The 18305-nt window shown below is 68.4% G+C and carries 5 protein-coding genes; all 5 read left to right on the top strand.

What is annotated here, in order from left to right; all coding sequences use genetic code 11:
• Position 1: 1 nt before the first annotated feature.
• On the top strand, positions 2 to 5803 hold the full coding sequence (locus tag ACN469_RS11130) for a type I polyketide synthase (protein ID WP_498766964.1): 5802 nt from the start codon (positions 2 to 4) through the stop codon (positions 5801 to 5803).
• Positions 5790 to 11165: an amino acid adenylation domain-containing protein gene (locus tag ACN469_RS11135; protein WP_498766966.1), complete on the top strand. Its 5376-nt coding sequence runs from the start codon at positions 5790 to 5792 to the stop codon at positions 11163 to 11165. The genes ACN469_RS11130 and ACN469_RS11135 overlap by 14 nt, the downstream gene beginning before the upstream one ends.
• Positions 11166 to 11236: 71 nt before the next feature.
• Entirely contained in the window at positions 11237 to 14509 is a 3273-nt protein-coding gene (locus ACN469_RS11140) for a non-ribosomal peptide synthetase (RefSeq protein WP_498766968.1), read from the top strand.
• 48 nt (positions 14510 to 14557) lie between these two features.
• On the top strand, positions 14558 to 16987 hold the full coding sequence (locus ACN469_RS11145) for a penicillin acylase family protein (RefSeq protein WP_498766970.1): 2430 nt from the start codon (positions 14558 to 14560) through the stop codon (positions 16985 to 16987).
• Positions 16984 to 18305: condensation domain-containing protein (locus tag ACN469_RS11150; RefSeq protein ID WP_498766972.1), on the top strand; the 1322-nt coding region annotated here is incomplete at its 3' end. The genes ACN469_RS11145 and ACN469_RS11150, both read left to right, overlap by 4 nt.

Here is an 18305-nt window from a genome sequence, read left to right on the forward strand (position 1 = left end):
AGTGGATCCTCTCGACCCCACCAGCGATGTCGGGTCCGCGGTCGCCATCATTGGCATGGCGGGCCGCTTCCCCGGCTGCACGGACGTGGGCGCGTTCTGGCGTGCGCTGAAGGCGGGGACGGAGACGCTCACGTTCTTCTCGGACGAGGAGCTGCGGGCGCGGGGTGTCTCGCCCGCGTTGCTGGAGGATCCCCACTACGTCAGGGCCAAGGGCGTCCTGGCCGGCACGGAGCTCTTCGACGCGTCGTTCTTCGGGTTCAGCCCGAGGGAAGCCGAGCTGACGGACCCGCAACAGCGCATCTTCCTGGAGGTGGCGTGGTCGGCCCTGGAGCACGCCGGGTACAACCCGGACCTGCACCCAGGCGCCATCGGCGTGTACGCCGGTGCGGGTTGGCCCAGCTACCTGCTGTTCAACCTCGCGACCCACCCGCACCTGCTGGGCCCGGAGAGCGGGCATCAGGTCCTGCTGGGCAACGACAAGGACAACCTGGCGACGCGAGTCAGCTTCAAGCTGAACCTCAAGGGCCCCAGCCTCACCCTCCAGACGGGCTGCTCCACTTCGCTGGTGGCGACGGCCGTGGCCCACCAGGCGCTCATGACGTACCAGTGCGACCTGGCGCTGGCGGGCGGCGTCTCCATCACCGTTCCCCAGGCGGGCTACCTGCATCAGCCCGGCAGCATCTTCTCCCCGGACGGGCACTGCCGGGCCTTTGACGCAAGGGCGCAGGGCACGGTCATCGGCAACGGCGCGGGCGTGGTCGTCCTCAAGCGTCTGGAGGATGCGCTCGCGGACGGCGACAGCATCTACGCCGTCATCAAGTCCGCGGTCATCAACAACGACGGCGCGGCGAAGGCCGGCTACACGGCGCCGAGCATCGACGGGCAGGCCGCCGCCATCATGGAGGCCCACGCGTCGGCCGGAGTCGATGCGGAGACCATCACCTATGTAGAGGCCCACGGCACCGGCACCATCGTGGGAGACCCCATCGAGGTCGCCGCGCTGACCCAGGCCTTCCGCGCCAGCACTGACGCCACATCCTTCTGCGCCCTCGGCTCCGTGAAGACCAACGTCGGCCACCTCGATGCCGCGGCGGGGGTCACCGGGCTCATCAAGACCACCCTCGCCCTCCAGCACGGGCAGCTCCCCGCGAGCCTGCACTTCCAGACGCCCAATCCGCAGATCGACTTCCCGCGCACCCCCTTCTTCGTCAACACCGCGCTCGCCGAGTGGAAGACCGATGGGTTTCCCCGGAGGGCGGGCGTCAGCTCGTTCGGGTTGGGCGGGACGAACGCCCACGTCATCCTGGAGGAGGCTCCCAAGGTCCGGAGGACGAAGGCCGCGCCGGGGCCGCACCTCCTCGTGCTCTCCGCGAAGACGAACGAGGCGCTGGAGGTCGCGAGCGCCAACCTCGCCCACCACCTGGAGACGAACCCGGAGGTGGAGCTGGCCGATGTGGCCTTCACGCTCCAGGTTGGTCGCAAGCCGTTCGCGCATCGAAGGGCGATTGTGTGCGGGAGCGTCGCGGAGGCTGTGGCGGCGCTGAACGGGCGCGATGCGCAGCGAGTCCTCACGCGGCATTCGGAGTCACCCGCTCGGGGCGTGGCGTTCCTCTTCAGTGGACAGGGGACGCAGTACGTCGGCATGGCGCGCGAGCTTCATCAAACCGAGCCCACCTTTCGTGAGCACGCCGAGACCTGCTTCGAGCTGCTCCGGACCCGGCACGGGCTCGATCTCCGCGCGCTCATCCATGCCCCCGAAGCGCAGCGAGAGAGTGCGTCTGAACAACTGAAGCGCACCGAGAACGCCCAGCCCGCGCTCTTCGTGGTCGAGTACGCCCTCGCGCGGATGTGGATGTCCTGGGGCATCCAGATGGACGCCGCCATCGGGCACAGCCTCGGCGAGTACGTCGCGGCGACGCTCGCGGGCGTCTTCTCCCTGGAAGATGCGCTCGCGCTGGTGGTCGCACGCGGCCGGCTCATGCAGGCCCTTCCTCCCGGCGCCATGCTCGCAGTGCCTCTCTCCGAGCAGGAGCTGACGCCGCTCCTCGGGCCTCGGCTCTCCCTGGCCGCCATCAACGCGCCGGGCTCGTGCGTGGTCTCAGGGCCTCCCCAGGCCGTTGAGGTGCTCCAGCAGGAGCTCGGCGCACGTGGCGCCAGTGGCTCCTACCTGGAGACGTCCCACGCCTTCCACTCGGAGATGATGGAGCCCGTCCTCGCTCCGTTCGCACAACACCTGAGGCGCCTTCACCTGAGTGCGCCCCGGACGCCCATCCTGTCGAACGTCACGGGCACGTGGCTGACGGACTCCGAGGCGACAGACCCCGCCTACTGGGTCCGTCACCTTCGCCAGACGGTGCGCTTCGCGGACGGGCTCGGTGCGCTCCTGAAGGACGGGCAACTGGTGCTCCTGGAGGTCGGACCGGGCCGGACGTTGGGCCAGCTCGCCAGGAGGCAGCCGGGTCGTGACTCGACGCAGCTCGTGCTCTCCACCCTTCCCCATCAGCGGGACTCGATGTCGGACCTCACGTCCGTCCTCAGGACGCTGAGCCAGCTCTGGCTGGCGGGGCTCACCGTGGACTGGCTGAAGGTGCGGGGAGAACAACGCCCTCACCGCGTTCCCCTGCCGACGTATCCCTTCGAGCGTCAGCGCTACTGGATGGAGCCGGCCGAGCGTGCGGCTCCGGACGTCCCGCGAGCGCAGTCCCCTCGCGTCGATGAGCTGTGGCGAGGTCTCCTGGACGCGGCTCGGAAACAAGGCGAGGCCGAGCTGGCTGGGTTCGACGCCGGGACACACCTGCTCGACAAGCGCAGCCTCGACGAGGCCTGCACCGCCTATATGAATCTGGCGCTGCGCGAGCTGGGGGCCTTCTCCCACGCGGAGGAGTCCTACACGCGCGAGGCGCTCCTCGAACAGTGCGGGGTCATCCCCCGCTACGAGCAGCTCGTCTCCCGGTGGTTGCAGCTGCTCGTGGAGGCCGGCCACCTCGAACAGGACGAGGCGGGGCGCTATCGAGCACTGCGCCCCTGCGCGCCTGAGTCCGGCGAGTCACTGGTGCGCGGAGCGGAAGCCCGGTGGGCGCGTACGCCGCAGGTGGTGGAGCTCATCCGACGCTGCGGCGATGCGCTGAAGGACGTCCTGCGCGGCGAGCAATCTCCGACGGAGCTCTTCGCCTCCATCCTGGAGGGCTCGGCCGAGAAGGCGCAGACGGAGTTCGGGCTGCGCACGTACTACCGGGCCATCCTGCGCGGAGGCATGGAGCGACTGGTCCAGCAGCTCCCTCCCACGGCGAAGCTCCGGGTGCTGGAGATTGGAGGCGGCACGGGCATCGCCACGAGCGAGCTGCTTCCCATCCTCCCGGGTGAGCGGACCGAGTACACGTTCACCGATGTGGCGCCGCTCTTCCTATCCCAGGCGAAGCGGAAGTTCGGCGCGCACCCCTTCGTGAGGTTCGCCCCCCTGGACCTCGAGCGACCTCCCGCCGAGCAGGGGCTCCCGCTGGAGTCGTTCGACGTCATCGTCGCGGTCAACGTGCTCCACGCGGTGCGGAACCTCCCCGCCACGCTCTCGCACGTCCGCTCCCTGCTCGCCCCGGGAGGCCTGTTGCTCATCGGCGAGCTGACGCAGCCCACCCCGGACTTCGCCATCACCTACAGCTTGATGATGAACCCGGTCGAGGACCCGGAGCGAGACCAGGGCAATCCCTTCCTGTCTCCCGAGCGTTGGTGCGCGGTGCTCGAAGCCAGCGGGTTCGCCCGCGCAACGGCGGCTCCCGATACCGACGTCCTCGGCCAGCATGCCCTCATCGCGCAGGCACCGCATTCAAGTCAGTCCGTGGCGCCAGCCTTCTCCGCCTCGCCGACTCCGACTCTGGACCCGGTGCGCCGTCCTCCCTCGGGACTGACGAAGAAGGCGGAGGTCGGCGACTGGTTCTACGTCCCCTCCTGGAAGCGCTCGCCACGCACCCGTCCGACGACCCGCACCAAGGCCGCGCCGGAGACGTGGCTGCTCTTCGTCGATGACGTCGGGCTGGGCGCCGCGCTGGCGGAGCGCCTCATTCACCAGGGGCACTCGGTCATCACGGTGAGGGCCGGCGAGGGGTTCCACCAGGACGGGCCCGGCCGCTTCTCCATCAACGCGAAGGAGTCGGGCGACTACGACTTGCTCCTCGGCGAGCTGCGAGCGCAGGGCACGTCGCCGGGGAAGTTCGTCCACCTGTGGAGCGTGTCCCCTGGTCTCCCCTCACTTGAAAGAGCGCGGGAGCTCGGGCTCGACGGACTGCTCCTCCTGGCGAAGGCGCTGGGCGCGCGGGGCATCACGGACTCCCTCCGACTCTGGGTCGTGTCCAACGACGTGCAGGAGGTCCAGGGCGACGAGGTCTCCCCTGAGAAGGCGCTGCTCCTCGCCCCCTGCAAGGTCATCCCGTTGGAGTATCCGAACATCCAATGCACCAGCGTGGACTTCGTGCTGCCGGCCTCGGGACACCGGGACGCGCTGGAGCCGGAGACGCAGCTCCTGGAGGAGGTCCAATCCGGGGCGACCGATGCGGTCGTCGCCTACCGGGGCCCGCATCGCTGGGTGCGGACCTTCGAGCCGGCTCCGCTGCCCTCTCCTCCCGAACGCTCGGACCGACTGAGGGAGCGCGGCGTCTACCTGCTCACCGGAGGACTGGGAAAGGTGGGCCTCACCCTGGCCGAGTACCTGGCGAGGACCGTCCAAGCCCGGCTCATCCTGACCCGGCGCAGCGCCTTCCCGGACCCACGGGAGTGGGACGCGTGGCTGAGCGCGCATCCCTCGGAGGACCCGACCAGTCGAACCATTCGGAGCCTGCGTGAGCTCGAAGCGTTGGGCGCGGAGGTCCTCGTCCTGCGCGCGGATGTCTCCCAACCCGAGCAGATGCGGGCCGCGCTCGCACGCGCCACGGAGCGCTTCGGCGCGATTCATGGGGTGATTCACTCGGCGGGTGTCCTAGGAGACGGCGCCATCCAGCAGAAGTCCTCCGAGGAGCTGACGCGAGTGCTCGCGCCGAAGGTGCTCGGGACGCTCGTCCTCCACGACCTCTTCGCGGACGCGCCGCTCGACTTCTTCCTCCTCTTCTCCTCGCTCTCGGCCCTCGAGCCGGGCTTCGGACAGGTCGCCTACTCCGCGGCCAACAACTTCCTCGACGCGTTCGTCCACAGCCGCCGGGCCCGTCGTCATCGCCACGTGGCGTGCATCAACTGGGACGTCTGGCGCGGAGAGGGCATGGCCTACGACGCGCGAACGCCGCTCGCGCTCCAGAAGTTGAAGGAGGAGGACTTCAACCAGCGAGGCATCCTCCCGCAGGAAGGTGTCGAGATCTTCCGGCGCGTCCTGGAGTGCCGACTCCCGCACGTCCTCGTGTCGACCTCCGACTACCTTCACGTGTTGCAGACGCGAGGGAGAGACCTCTCGCAGCTCTACATGGAAGCCCTGGGCGAGACGCGGCTGTCCGCGTCGCTGCATGCGCGACCGAAGCTGGGCAACACCTTCGAGCAGCCCCACGGAGAGACGGAGCAGTCCCTCTCCAGCCTCTGGCAGGAGCTGCTCGGCATCGAGGGCATCGGAGCGACCGACGACTTCTTCGAGCTGGGTGGCGACTCGCTGATTGGCACGCAGCTCATCTCGCGGGTCAACCGGAGCTTCGGAGTCAAGCTGTCCACGAAGAGCCTCTACGCGCACCCCACGCTCCGGAGCATGTCGTCGGCCATCGACGAAGCGCTCATCGGGCATGTGAGCGAGGACCGGCTCGCCGAGGTCCTGAGGAAGCTCGATGGCGACAAGTGACCCGCAAGCGGGAACCGAGTTCCCGACGTTCGTCGACCTCTTGGTGCACCGCGCGGAGCACCAGCCGGACAGGCTCGCGTTCACCTTCCTGGGCGACGACACGGCGCGGACCGAGTCCCTGACGAACGCACAGCTCGACCGGAAGGCGAGGGCCATCGCGGCGACGTTGCGGACCACGAGCCACGTGGGAGCTCGCGCGCTCCTGCTCTATCCCCCCGGGCTGGACTTCATCACCGCGTTCTTCGGGTGCCTGTACGCGGGGGTCGTGCCGGTGCCCGCGTATCCGCCAAAGCGGAACCAGAAGGTTCAGCGGCTCCAGGCCATCCTCCTCGACGCCGAGCCCACCTCGGTCCTCACCCTCGCCTCCCTGGCGCAAGGCATCCGCGCGCACTTCGCGGAGCAGCCCGACGTCCATCGGCTCCGGCTGCTCCCCACCGACGAGGTCGACGTCGAGCGGGCTTCGTCGTGGCGGAGGCCCTCGCTGACCGGGAGCATGCTGGCCTTTCTTCAGTACACCTCGGGCTCCACGTCGACGCCGAAGGGCGTCATGGTCAGCCACGCGAACCTGCTCCACAACTCGGAGCAGATCCGGCACGCCTTCGGGCTCGGGCCGGAAGACGTGTCGGTGACGTGGCTCCCCAGCTTCCACGACATGGGCCTCATCGACGGAATCCTCCAGCCCGTCTACGCGGGGTTCTCCGCGTACCTGATGTCGCCCACGTCGTTCCTTCAGCAGCCCCTCCGCTGGTTGAAGGCCATCTCGGACTATCGGGCCACTCACTGCGGCGGACCGAACTTCGCCTACGAGCACTGCGTCCGGAGGACGACTCCCGAGCAACGCGAAGGGCTCGACCTGAGCTGCTGGACCATGGCGTACAACGGCGCGGAGCCCATCCGCCGAGCCACGCTGGAGGAGTTCGCCTTCGAGTTCGCGCCACAAGGCTTCCAGGCCCGGTTCTTCTATCCCTGCTACGGAATGGCGGAAGCGACCCTGATGGTCACAGGAGGGCTCGTCGACGCACCGCCTGTCTTCCGTGACGTCGACGCGCAACTGCTGGAACAACACCGCGTGGCGGAGCCCTCCAAGGATGGAGACAGGGCGCTGTCCCTCGTCGGCTCCGGACGAGCACATGGCGTGACGAAGGTCGTCATCGTCAATCCAGAGTCGCGGACCCGCTGCGAGCCGGGCCAGGTGGGCGAGGTCTGGGTGTCGGGTGGCAGTGTCGCCATGGGCTACTGGCGGCAGGCAGGGAAGACCGCGGAGACCTTCCATGCCCACCTCGCCGATACGGGAGAGGGGCCATTCCTTCGGACCGGTGACCTGGGATTCCTCCAGGACGAGGAGCTCTTCGTCACGGGTCGACTGAAGGACCTCATCATCATCCGAGGACGCAACCACTATCCCCAGGACCTCGAGCTCACCGCCGCGCGGAGTCATCCGGCGCTGCGGCCCGACGGCGGCGCGGCGTTCTCCATCGAGGCGGAAGGCGCCGAGCGGCTGGTCATCGTGCACGAAGTCGAGCGCGTGGCCTTGCGCAAGGCGAACCTCGAGGAAGTCATCGAGGCCGTGCGCGCGGCCATCTCGGAGCACCACGAACTGCAGGTGCACGCGGTGGTCCTCCTCCGGCCGGGGCAGCTCTCGAAGACCTCGAGCGGCAAGATTCAACGCGGCGCCTGCAGGGCGCGATTTCTCGAAGGGACGCTCGAAACCATCGGTGTCGATATCCTCGCCTCCGAAACAGAGCCCGAAGCGGGGCAACTCCCGCGACTCTCTCGGGACGACCTCATCTCGCTGTCGCGCGATGAGCAACGGGCACTGCTGACCGGACACCTGCGACACCTGGTCTCGCGGGTGTTGAGGCTGCCCATTTCGCGAGTGGAGGCGACACGAACGCTCCCGCAGCTCGGCATGGACTCCCTGGCGGCCACGGAGCTCCAGCACCAGCTCGAAGTGGAGCTCGGCGTGAGCCTCTCGCTCGTGCTCTTCCTGCAAGACAGCAACGTCGATCAGCTCGCCGGACAGCTCCTCGCGCTCATGGCCGAAGGACCGGACCGCGCGCCGTCGCCACTCGCGCGGTCGACGGCGCGGGAGGCCACGCACCAGGCACTGTCGCGAGGACAGCAGGCGCTCTGGTTCCTGCACCAGCTGGCTCCTGAGAGCGCGGCCTACAACGTGTCCTTCGCGGTGCGCATCGTCTCGGAGCTGGATGTGGAGGCGATGCTGACCGCGCTGCGGCTCCTGACCGAGCGTCACACCGCGCTCCGCACCTCGTTCGAGACCGTCGCGGGTCAGCCCGTAGCGCGCGTGCACGAGGCGCCCAAGCTGGACACCGATTGCATCGACGCGACCCGGTGGCGGAAGGAAGAGCTCGACGAAGCGCTGTTGGAGTGCACCCACCGTCCCTTTGACCTTCGAGCAGCGCCGCTCCTCCGGGCGCGCCTGTTCCACCGAGGGGAGCGAGACCACGTCCTGGTCCTGACCGCCCACCACCTCGTGGTCGACTTCTGGTCCCTGGTCGTCCTGCTGGACGAGCTCTCCACCGTGTACCCCGAGGTCCGGGCCCGACGGCCCATCACCCTGCCCTCCACCGGCGCGCAGCCGACCGATTACGCGGTCTGGCAATCGGAGCTGCTCGCGGGCCCACGAGGCGAGTCCCTCTGGAGTTACTGGAAGGAGCAACTCGCGGGGAGCCGCCCGGTCCTCGCGCTCCCGACAGACAGACCCAGACCGCCCGTCCAGAGCAACCGGGGCGCGGTGCACCTCTCCCGATGGGATGACGGCCTCGTCACCAGCGTGAGGAAACTCGCGGCCTCGCGGGGCGTCACGCCCTACATGCTGTTGCTCGCGGCGTATCAGGTCCTCCTCCATCGCTACTCGGGACAGGAGGATCTGATCGTCGGTGGCTCGGTGACGGGGCGGACGCGCTCGGAGTTCGCGGGGACCGTCGGCTACCTCGTGAATCAACTCGCGCTCCGCGCGCGACTGGAGGGCAACCCCACGTTCGAGGACTTCCTGCGGCAGGTGAGAGCGACGGTCCTGGGTGCACTGGCCCATCAGGACTATCCCCTAGCCCTGCTGGTGGAGCGGCTCCAGCCGGGACGCGATTCGAGCCACTCGCCGCTCTTCCAGACGATGTTCGTGCTCGAGAAGCCGCACCGGCACCAGGAGCTGGCGTCCATGGTGACTGGCGCTCCAGGCGCGTCCACCGAGCTGGGGGCACTCTCCCTCGCGTCGCTGGCGCTGGAGCAGCGCACGGCCCAGTTCGACCTGACGTTGAAGGTGACGGATGGCGTCGACTCGATGACGGCCGCCTGGGAGTACAACACCGACCTGTTCGACGCGGCGACCGCGCGGCGCATGGATGAACACCTGCGGCTTCTGCTCACGGCCGTCGTCGAGAACCCGGCTCAGCGCATTGGCCAGCTCCCCCTGCTCAGCGCCACAACGAGGCAGCGGCTCCTCGTGGAGTGGAACGACACCCGCATCCCCTTCCCCGATGACCGCTGCATGCATGAGCTGTTCGAGGCCCAGGTCCACCGGACGCCAGAGGCCATCGCGCTGGTCCACGACGGCCAGGCGCTCAGCTATGGCGAGCTGAACGCGCGTGCGAACCAACTCGCGCACGACCTGGTGCGACGCGGAGTCGGCCCGGAGACCCTCGTCGGCGTCTGCATGCCTCGCTGCATCGAGATGGTGGTCGGTCTTCTCGGCGTGCTGAAGGCGGGAGGCGCCTATGTCCCGCTCAATCCGTCCGACCCCATCCAGCGCCTCGCTTGGCTGTTCGAGGACTCGAAGGTCACCGTGTTGCTCACGCAGCGCACGCTCGTGCCGCGACTGCCGCCGGTCGATGCCCAGGTCATCTGCCTGGACTCGGACTGGGAAGTCATCGCGAGGAACACGCGAGACAATCCAGTGTGCCGCGCCACGCCTGGCGCCCTCGCGTACGCGATCTACACCTCTGGCTCCACGGGTCGGCCCAAGGGCGCGCTGATCGAGCACCGAGGCCTGGTCAACTACCTCTCCTGGTGCACCCGGGCCTACGCCGTCGAGAGCGGAAATGGCGCTCCGGTCGTCACCTCCATCGGCTTCGATGCCACCATCACCAGCCTCTTCGCTCCGCTGCTGGTGGGAAGACAGGTCGTCCTCCTCCAGGAACAGGACGAGCTCGCCGCGCTGGTGGACGTGCTCTCCACCCAGCGGGACTTCAGCCTGGTCAAGCTGACGCCGGCGCACCTCGATCTGCTCCGGAGCGCCCTGCCCGCGCGGCTCGCGGAGGGCAGCACCCAGGCCTTCGTCGTCGGGGGCGAAGCGCTCTCACGCGAGAGCCTCGGGTTCTGGCGAGAACATGCGCCCACCACGAGGATCATCAACGAGTACGGTCCGACCGAGACGGTGGTGGGGTGCTGCGTCCACGAAGTCACCGACCTCGCCTTCTCGTCCAGCAGCGTGCCCATTGGCCGACCCATCGCGAACACCCGGCTCTACGTCCTGGACCGGCACCTGCAACCCGTTCCCATCGGAGTCCCGGGGGAGCTTCACATCGCGGGCGCGGGCGTGGCGCGCGGCTACCTTCGTCGTCCCGAGCTGACCGCGGAGCGCTTCCTGCCCGAGCCGTTCGGCGCCGAGGCCGGCGCGCGCATGTACAAGACCGGCGACCTGGCGCGCTACCTGCCGGACGGGACGCTCGAGTTCCTCGGCCGCATCGATGACCAGGTGAAGCTCCGTGGCTTCCGCGTCGAGCTGGGGGAGATCGAAGCGGCCCTGCGTCAGCACCCGCAAGTCCTCGATGCCGCCGCCACCGTCCGCGCCGAAGCGAACGGTGACAAGCGGCTGGTCGCGTACCTCGTCTGGAAGACGCCCGAGCTGAGGACGAGCACGCCGGAGCTGCGGCGCTTCGTCGCGGAGGCGCTGCCGCACTACATGGTCCCCGCGGCGTTCGTGTCGCTCGATGCGCTCCCGCTGACCTCCCACGGCAAGGTGGATCGACGTGCCCTGCCCGCTCCCGACAACACCCGTCCGGAGCTGGGAGCCGCGTTCGTCCTGCCCGGCAGCGCGCTGGAGCGCACCATCGCCACCGCGTGGCAGGCGGTGCTCCATGTCGACCGGGTGGGCGTCGACGACAACTTCTTCGAGCTGGGCGGCCATTCGCTCCTCGCCTCGCAGGTGCACCACACGCTCCAGGAAGAGCTGAAGCGGGACATCCCGCTCGTGCAGCTCTTCCAACACCCGACGATCCGCTCCCTCGCCAGCTACCTGAGCCGAGGCCAGGAGAGCTCCACCGACCTGCAGCGAATCCAGGAACGCATCAAGAAGCAGAAGCAAGCGCTCGAACTGAACCGAAGGAAGAAGGACAGGACGTAGCGCAGGCACTCCCATACCCGCTGGCCGCCTCGCGAACGCGAGCCGGCCATGAACCTCACGAGCCGAGCCCCATGACCGTCAACAAGGACACTCTCGAGCTGCTCCACAACCTCCCGCCCGAGAAGCGCGCGCAGGTGCTCAAGACGCTGAAGCACGAGGCGCTCCAGACGCAGGCGCCGCGCATCTCGCGCCGCGACACGGGGTCCGCGCCGGTCCCCGTCTCCCTGGCGCAGAACAGGCTCTGGCTGTTCGAGCAGCTTCGCCCCGGCAGCGCCGCCTACAACGAGGTGTCCGCGCTGCGCCTGGAGGGAACGCTCGACGTCGCCGTCCTGGAGCGGTGCATCCAGGAGATCGTCCAGCGGCATGAAGCCCTGCGCACGAAGTTCGCGGACTCCGCCGACGGCCCGGTCCAGCTCATCTCCGCCACGTCGACGGCGCGCCTGCAGGTCGTCGACCTGAGCGGAACGGCGGAGGCCGATCAGTCCCGCGAGCTCCAGCGACTCATCGACGCGGAAGCCCGACGTCCGTTCGACCTCACGCGAGGGTCCCTCCTGCGCACCACGCTGTTCCAGCTGGGCGCTCGGAAGAGCGTGCTGATGACAACGGTGCACCACATCGTCCTCGATGGTTGGTCCATTGGTGTCTTCCAGCGGGAACTCGCGACGCTCTACAAGGAGTTCAGCGCGGGCCGGCCGTCGCCGCTCGCCGAGCTCTCCATCCAGTACGCCGATTACGCGCTGTGGCAGCGGCAATGGTTGAAGGACGAGGTCCTCCAGAAGCAACTGGAGTACTGGACTCGGCAGTTGAAGGACGTGCCGCCCCTGCTGACGCTGCCGTTCGCCAACCCGCGACCGGAGGCGGAGTCCTTCGCGGGAGCCACCGAGTACTTCACCCTGGACGAGCAGGTCAGCAAGGGACTGGCCGCGCTGAGCCGCCAGCTGAACGCCAGCCTCTTCATGACGTTGCTGGCGGGCTTCCAGGTCCTGCTGAACCGCTACACGGGACAGACCGACCTCCCCGTGGGAACGGTGGTCGCCAATCGTGAGCAGCCGGAGCTCGAGCAGCTCATCGGGTTCTTCGTGAACACGGTGGTCATGCGTGGGGACCTGGGCGGCAACCCGCGCTTCGCGGAGCTGGTGGAGCGGACGCGCGGCACCGCCCTGGCCGCGTACGAGCATCAGGCGCTCCCCTTCGAGAAGCTGGTGGAGGCGCTCAAGCCCGAGCGCTCGCTGGGCCACAACCCACTCTTCCAGGTCATGTTCATTCTGCAGAACACCCCGGCCTCCGAGTTCACGCTGCCGGGGCTGACGCTCGCGCCCATGGAGATCGGCAGCGTCACCGCGAAGTACGACCTGACGCTGGTGATGGAGGAGACGCCCCGAGGGCTCCATGGCCACTGGGAGTACAGCAGCGACCTGTTCGACGCGGCGACGGTGCGGCGCATGAGCGGACATCTGGAGGTCCTGCTCCGGGCGCTCGTGGAGGATGCGGAGCGGCCCATCGCCGAGCTGCCGCTGTTGCCCTCGTCCGAGGAGCGACAGGTGCTGGTGGAGTGGAACCAGACGGAGACCGCGTTCCCTCGGGACCAGACGCTCCATCAACTCATCGAGGCCCAGGTCGCGCGCACGCCCGAGGCCATCGCGGTGGCCCATGCCGGCCAGCGGCTGAGCTACCGCGAGCTGAACGAACGAGCCAGCCAGCTCGCACATCACCTGCGTGCGATGGGCATCGGCCCAGGGAAGCTCGTCGGCGTATCCCTGCAGCGCTCCACCGACCTGGTGGTGGCCCTGCTCGGTGTCTTGAAGGCAGGCGGCGCCTACGTACCGCTGGACCCCGCATATCCCCAGTCGCGTTTGGCTTCCATGTTGGAGGACTCGAAGGCCTCAGTCCTGTTGACCCAGGCCTCACTGCGCTCGCGCTTCTCGCTCCAAGCCACGCAGGTCCTCTGCGTCGATGCGGATGGGAATGACCTCGCCTCGCGGAGCAAGGCCGACCCCACACCGTCAGCCAGCGCGGACGACCTCGCGTACGTCATCTACACCTCGGGCTCGACTGGCGCGCCGAAGGGTGTGCTGGTGAGCCACCGGAACGTGGTGCATTCCACCACCGCGCGCTGGGCGTACTACCGCGAGCCCGTCTCTAGCTTCCTGCTCCTGTCTCCCTACGCGTTCGACAGCTCCGTCGCGGGCCTCTATTGGACGCTGACGCAGGGCGGAACCCTGGTGCTCCCCGAGGGCGAAGGGTTGCCGGACCTGACCGTGCTGTGCGGACTGATTGCCGCGCATCGCGTATCGCATCTGCTGTGCATCCCCTCCGTCCACAGCCTGCTTCTGCGTCAGGCACGGCCAGGAGAGCTGGCGTCGCTCAGGACGGTCATGGTCGCGGGCGAGGCCTGCCCGGCTTCGTTGGTCGAGCAGCATCACCAGACCCTCGCGGGCTGCGCGCTCTTCAACGAGTACGGCCCCACCGAGGCCACGGTCTGGTGCACCGTTCACAAGCTGGAGGCAGCGCAGCGGCGCCCCATCGTCCCCATCGGGCGCCCCATCGCCAACACACGCATCTACGTCCTGGATGCCCACCTGCGCCCCGTTCCCGTGGGTGTTCCCGGTGAGCTTCACGTGGGCGGAGCGGGCGTGGCCCTCGGTTACCTCAACCGGCCCGAGCTGACGGCGGCTCGCTTCATCAAGGATCCATTCAGCCAGGAGCCCGGGGCGCGGCTCTACAAGACAGGAGACCTGGCGCGACATCTACCGAACGGCACGCTTGAGTTCCTGGAGCGAGCCGATGACCAGGTGAAGATCCGCGGCTTCCGCGTCGAGCTCGGTGAGGTCGAAGCGGTGCTGAGCGGGCTGCCCTCTGTTCGCGAGGCGGTCGTCGCCGTCAGGGAGGATGAGCGGGAGAAGAGCAAGCGGCTCGTGGCCTATCTCGTCGTGGAAGGGGCCCATGCGGGCTCGGTCGCCACACTGCGCGAAGCGGCCGTAGAGCAGCTCCCGGGCTTCGCGGTGCCGTCGGAGCTCGTGCTGGTGGACAGCCTCCCACGACTGCCGAACGGCAAGGTCGACCGCAAGGCCCTGCCCGCACCCGAGTCGCTGCGCGCGACGGAACAAGAGCCCGTCACCGCGCGGTGGACCGAACTGCAGCGGACCATCGCCGGACTCTGGAAGGAGACTATCTCCGTGGAGACGCTGAGCCTCGACGACAACTTCTTCCAGATCGGCGGGGACTCGCTGTCCGTCGTCCGCGTCTTCAACCGGCTGCGGGAGCTGGTCGACAAGGAGCTGTCCATCACCCACCTCTTCAAGCACCCGACCATCCGGGCCCTCGCGCAGTTCATCGAGCAGTAGCCCCGGCCTTCAGCGGCAACGCGACCCCTCCTTCCGACGAATTCCTCCATGCGCCTCTACGTGACGCTGCTCCTCGGTACGGCCGCCCTCTCCAAGTGCACGCGCGAGGAGCCGCCGCCCACGCCGCTGAAGGCGACGATTCAACGGACCGCCCATGGCGTCCCGCACATCACCGCCGAGGACTACCGGAGCCTCGGCGCGGGCATTGGTCATGTCCAGGCGGAGGACCTGGTCTGCACGCTCGCGGACCAGTTCCTCAAGGTCCGCGGAGAGCGCGCCCGGTACTTCGGCCGAGGGCCGGAGGGCGCCAACGTGGAGAGCGACCTGACCTACCGGGGGCTCGCGCTCCGGGCTCGCGCCGAGGCCGCCTATGCCCGGCAGTCACCGGAGCTGAGGGAGTTGGTGGAGGGGTTCGCCGCTGGCTACAACCACTACCTGGAGCAGACGCCGCCGGAACGGCTCCCCGCGCCGTGCAGGGGCGCAAGTTGGGTGAAGCCCATCACCCACGCGGATCTCCTCGCGTACCACCTCGACATCTCGCTGCTGGACACCCTGGCACCACTTCTCGGCTACGTGGCCAACGCGCAGCCCCCCGGCGAAGCGAGCACGGCGAAGTGGAGCCCACTGCCCCAGGGAGGGCTCGGGCAGCTTCGGGAGACGAGCCTCGGGAGCAACGGCTGGGCGCTCGGCCGCGAGCGGTCCACTGGACGCGGAGGGATGCTGGTCGCCAACCCCCACTTCCCCTGGGAAGGAGCGCTGCGCTTCTACGAGAGCCACCTCACCATTCCGGGGCGCCTCGATGTGTACGGCGCCTCCCTGGTCGGGCTGCCGGTGATCAACATCGGGTTCAACCGTCACGTGGCGTGGACGCACACCGTGACGGCGTCGAGCCACTTCACCGCGTACCGGCTCCGGCTCGTGGAAGGAGACCCCACCGCCTACCACTACGACGGCCAGGTCCGACGGATGACGCGAGAGGAGCACACCATCGACGTGCTGGAGGCCGATGGACGCCTGAGCCAGGTGAAGCGCACCTTCTGGCGCTCGCACTACGGCCCCATGCTGAAGCGGCCCGAAGTCCCCTGGACGAGCGCGGTGGCCTACACGCTGCGGGACGCGAACGAGGACAACCACCAGTTCGCGGAGCAGTGGCTTCGGATGAACAAGGCACGGAGCCTGGACGAGCTCGTCGAGGTGGACCGCACGGTGCGCGGCATCCCCTGGGTCAACACGCTCATGGCGAGCGCTGACGGCGACACGCGCTACGCGGACGCCTCGCGAGCACCGCACCTGAGCGAGGAGACCCTCGCCGCGTACCACGCCGCGCGAGAGACGGAGCCGGACACCCAGCGCTTCGCGAGCCTGAAGGTCATCCTCCTGGACGGAAGCAAGTCCCGCGACGAGTGGGTCGGAGTGGAGGGCCCATCGAGAGGGCTCGTGCCCGTGGACAAGGCGCCTCGGCTGTCGCGCGCGGACTTCGTGATGAATGCGAATGACTCGGCCCGGTACACGAACCCGGCCGAGCTTCTCCAGAACGTCCCCTTCCCCTACGAGGTGTATGCGAGCCCGCAGGGACGGCTCTCCAACCGGTCGCGCGGCAACCTCATGCTCCTCACCGAGCAGGGAGCGGACTCCGCTTCCGGGGCAGATGGAACCTTCACGCGGGAGGAGCTCGAGCGCGCCATCCTGAGCAACCGCGACTGGCTCGCGGAGCAGCTCCTCGTGCCCATCGCGCGGCGCTGCCAGGGAGCGACGACGGTGAGCGTCAAGGACACCCAGGTCGACCTCACCGAGGCGTGTCGCGCCCTCGCGGCGTGGGATGGCCGACTGGAGGTGGACCGCTCCGGCGCCATCGTCTGGCGAGAGTTCCTGGCGCGGTTCACGCGCGCGGACCTCAACGACAAGGGAGTGCTCTTCGCGGATCCGTTCGATCCACGCCGGCCCGTGTCGACGCCAACGGGACTCGTCCCCGCTCCCGCGTCGGGGCCCGACCCGCTCCTGCAGAAGCTCGGCGAGGCCGTCCTCGTCCTCCGCGAGGCGGGCATCCCCGTGGGTGCGCGACTGGGTGACGTGCAGTTCACCCGGAAGGGCGACCAGGTGATTCCGATTCACGGAGGCGTCAACGGAGTCGAGGGCGTGGCCAACGTCGTCGGCTTCTCCTCGGTGAACACGACGCTGCTGCCGAGGACTCCGCGGGGCAAGGTGCTCTCGGAGAACACGGGCCTCACGTCGGAAGGGTATCTCGTCAACAACGGCGCGAGCTTCCTGCTGGTCATGGAGTTCACCAAGGCAGGCCCCCGCGCGAGCGCGCTCCTCGCCTACTCCGGTTCGACCGACCCTGCGTCCACCCACTTCGCGGACCAGACGCGGCTCTTCTCGAAGAAGCAGCTTCGCCCCGTCCTCTTCGAGCGAAAGGACATCCTGGCGGACCCGGAACTCAACACCACGCAGCTCGTGGTCCCGGAGATGGCACCGTGAAACAGGATGCGCGGGCGCCCACCATCTCCCGACGCCAGGGCTCCGAGCCGACGCCGGTGTCGTATGCCCAGCGGAGGCTGTGGTTCCTGGATCGCCTCGAACCGAACAGCCCGACCTACAACATGCCGTTCACGCTGCGCCTCTCGGGTCCATTGGACGTGGAGGCGCTGCGAGGCGCATTCGAGCGCCTCACGCATCGGCACGAAGTGCTTCGCACCACGTTCGAGGCACGCGACGGAGAGGCGTTCCAGCGGGTCCATGCGCCCTCACCAGGGTCGATGCCGGTGGTGGACCTCTCGGAGTTCGCGTCCGAGCGCGACGAGGAGGCGCGGAGGCTCGCGGACGAGGAAGCGCGAAGGCCGTTCGATTTGGAGCGAGGACCGCTGCTGCGGACCACGCTCCTCAAGCTCTCCGAGTCGGAGCATGTGCTGTTGGTGAACATGCACCACATCATCAGCGACGGCTGGTCGACCGGCGTGATGATGCGAGAGTTCGCGGCGCACTACGAGGCGCTCCGTCATGGACAGGCCACGGCCTTGCCGGAGCTTCCCATCCAGTACGCCGACTACGCGGCCTGGCAGCGCGAGTCGCTCACGGGAAGGACGCTGGAGAAGCAGCTCGAGTACTGGGCCCGGCAGCTCGCCGACGCGCCCTCGACGCTGCGGCTCCCGACGGATCGCCCGAGACCCGTGATGCCGAGCGGCCGTGGAGCCGAGCTCTCCGTGATGATTCCGGCGAAGGTAGCCGAGGGAGTGAAGCGGCTCGCGCAGAGAGAAGGCGCGACGTCGTTCATGGTGTTGCTCGCGGGGTTCCAGTTGCTGATGTCCCGCCTGTCCGGGCAGGAGGACCTCGTGGTGGGGGCGCTCAGCGCGGGCCGTTCCCGCCGTGAGCTGGAGGGTTTGATCGGGTTCTTCGTGAACACGATGGTCCTCCGGGCCGACCTGAGCGGCAACCCGACCGTCACGCGGTTCATCGGGCAAGTCACTGAGACGGCGCTAGGCGCCTTCTCGAACCAGGACGTTCCGTTCGAGATGCTGGTGGAGAAGCTGGCACCCCAACGGGAGCCAGGACGTCCCCCGCTCATCCAGGTGCTCTTCACGTTGCAGAACGCCTGGGCGAACGCGTTGCGGCTCGATGGCCTGACGGCGACGCCCGATGAAGTCCACAACGGCATGGCCAAGTTCGACCTCACGTTGCAGGTGGGTGAACGGGCCGAGGGACTCGAAGCAGCCTTCAACTACAACGTCGACCTGTTCGACGCCGCCACGGTCGAGCGCATCGGGAGACAATACTCGGCGCTCTTGGAGGGCCTCTGCGC

The organism is Corallococcus terminator (assembly GCF_049194865.1).
GTDB classification, from domain to species: domain Bacteria; phylum Myxococcota; class Myxococcia; order Myxococcales; family Myxococcaceae; genus Myxococcus; species Myxococcus terminator_A.

Bases quoted from the DNA above. Each gene is read 5' to 3' on its own strand.
- ACN469_RS11135 (WP_498766966.1), top strand. From the start codon at position 5,790: ATGGCGACAAGTGACCCGCAAGCGGGAACCGAGTTCCCGACGTTCGTC.
- ACN469_RS11140 (WP_498766968.1), top strand. From the start codon at position 11,237: ATGACCGTCAACAAGGACACTCTCGAGCTGCTCCACAACCTCCCGCCC.
- ACN469_RS11145 (WP_498766970.1), top strand. From the start codon at position 14,558: ATGCGCCTCTACGTGACGCTGCTCCTCGGTACGGCCGCCCTCTCCAAG.